Genomic DNA, 1,861 nt, shown 5'->3' with positions numbered 1-1,861 from the left:
TTCTTGCTTCTACGGGGTCTTGAGAAGCTCTGTATCTTTTTTTCAGTTCACCATTACTCAGATGGTCAGCTAAATAAGCTTTTTTGGGCATTTGACATTAGAATTTTGTATTAAGTCTATTATAACCGGATTTGGTATTATATAATGTCGCTATAATTACCCTTAATAAAAATTTACCCCATCTCCCCATCTCCCCATCTCCCCACACTTCCCACCCTCCCTCTAATTATGGGTATTCGACCTGACTTGATATTACCGATTCCCGATTCCCGATTCCCGATTCCCGATTCCCGATTCAATACCAATTAACTACTTAAATCAGCCAGTTACTCTAACTTCATAGTTTACGGTTCCTAGCCAGGACATCCCAGGTATTTGGTATGGCTTAAATAGTAAACCATCTAAGTTGCCATACTTGACTATATGCTTGATAAAATGTTGAGAACCTTTAAAAATATCAACACTATTAGGTATAGAGTTATCTTCTGAGCCTAAATTTAGAGGTAATTTAGCTAAATCCTTGAGAGACTTTAAGGATTCATAGGCTGAAGAAAACTGGATATAAGTAGAAATAGCGCTACGCATTTTTGAATCAAGCCCAGCCGGATTCTTAAGTTTATCTTCTTCAATAACTGCGCCAAAACGCTTTTTAATAAACGTCCTAACATTTTCTGAGTAGGACTTAGAATTATACTGATAAATCGCCTGAGTAATGGAAGATTGCTTACGAGAGTTAATCATTTCTCCTACTACGTAAGCTGCAATATCCGCAGTATAATCAGAATCTCTGGCTAACCTATCCAAAGCTTCCTCGACACTGTTAACATCTATGTTGTCATTGGGGTCTCGATAGGCCACAATCGCCGAACCAATATCTCCAGCCCATGAGGTATGGTCACCAGTCCAGCTAGTAAAATCTGACCATTGGAATCCAGGCTGATCAATTTGATCAGAAAGGGAACCGATAAAATGACCAAAGTCGGTAATTTCACCACTTAATACCAATTCATTGATATTGAGTTTTCCTTCAAATTCATCTCGAATATACTCTTGGTGATACCCCGTAGCTGTACTCCATAATCTACTAGTATATGCCTTCTTAGTGTACCCACGCAAATGATTAACAATTTCATAAGCCGATTTACCAGGGTTATCACGTTCAATTTTCTCGATGAATTCCAATGCTTCTTGTAGTTTAGACATAGGTTTAAACTAGATTAATCCCTCTTAGTCATACTGTAACCTACGTCTTGAATTTGTTAGATTCCGGATTTGTTGGGCAGATTTAGGTTGAATGGTTGTTCGCGTAGCGTGGCCGTTCGCGTAGCGTGGCCAAAAGGCCAAAAGGCCAAGGTTGTTTGGTTGTTCGCGTAGCGTGGCCGTTCGCGTAGCGTGGCCAAAAGGCCAAAAGGCCAAGGTTGTTTGGTTGAACGCGATGGACAAAGTCCCGCTTTCAGCGATCGCGTGGCCTTTTGGCCAAGGTTGTCAGGTTGTTTGGTTGTCAGGTTGAAGGTTGGATGGTTGAAAGTTTGGAAGTTTAATAACCTGTAACCTGTAACCTGTAACCTGTAACCTGTAACCTGTAACCTGTAAGCTTCAACTGCGTCACCTGTAACCTGTAACCTTCAACCTTCAACCTTCAACCTTCAACCTCTAACCTTCAACCTTCAACCTTCAACCTTCAACCTCTAACCTTCAACCTTCAACCTCTAACCGCATTTCCAAATAAAATTTCTATAATCTATCGCATCGCAGCAGCAGGGGGCAAAACTAAGTTAGGGTTTGAGCCCTGGCCATGACCGTTAGCGGTGCCATTGTCAGGATTATCCTGGAGTAAAGCATCCCGAATCATCCGAGCAAT

Annotated in this window: 3 protein-coding genes; all 3 read right to left on the bottom strand. The window is 41.2% G+C overall.

The features are described 5' to 3' along the window. Nucleotides 1–173: 173 nt before the first annotated feature. The 3 genes from F6K37_RS40405 to F6K37_RS40395 are packed head-to-tail and all read right to left on the bottom strand — an operon-like array spanning nucleotide 174 to nucleotide 1,416. The gene (locus F6K37_RS40405; protein WP_287256918.1) at nucleotides 174–305 is read right to left on the bottom strand and encodes a hypothetical protein; all 132 of its coding nucleotides are present in this window, start codon (nucleotides 303–305) and stop codon (nucleotides 174–176) included. 13 nt (nucleotides 306–318) lie between these two features. Next, on the bottom strand, nucleotides 319–1,203 hold the full coding sequence (locus F6K37_RS40400; RefSeq protein ID WP_287256917.1) for a hypothetical protein: 885 nt from the start codon (nucleotides 1,201–1,203) through the stop codon (nucleotides 319–321). 24 nt (nucleotides 1,204–1,227) lie between these two features. Further along, nucleotides 1,228–1,416: a hypothetical protein gene (locus tag F6K37_RS40395; protein ID WP_131826882.1), complete on the bottom strand. Its 189-nt coding sequence runs from the start codon at nucleotides 1,414–1,416 to the stop codon at nucleotides 1,228–1,230. Nucleotides 1,417–1,861 lie beyond the last annotated feature (445 nt).

It is taken from the genome of Moorena sp. SIO4E2, assembly GCF_010671945.1.
Lineage (GTDB): Bacteria > Cyanobacteriota > Cyanobacteriia > Cyanobacteriales > Coleofasciculaceae > Moorena > Moorena producens.
This window is presented reverse-complemented; position numbering and strand designations above follow the sequence as displayed.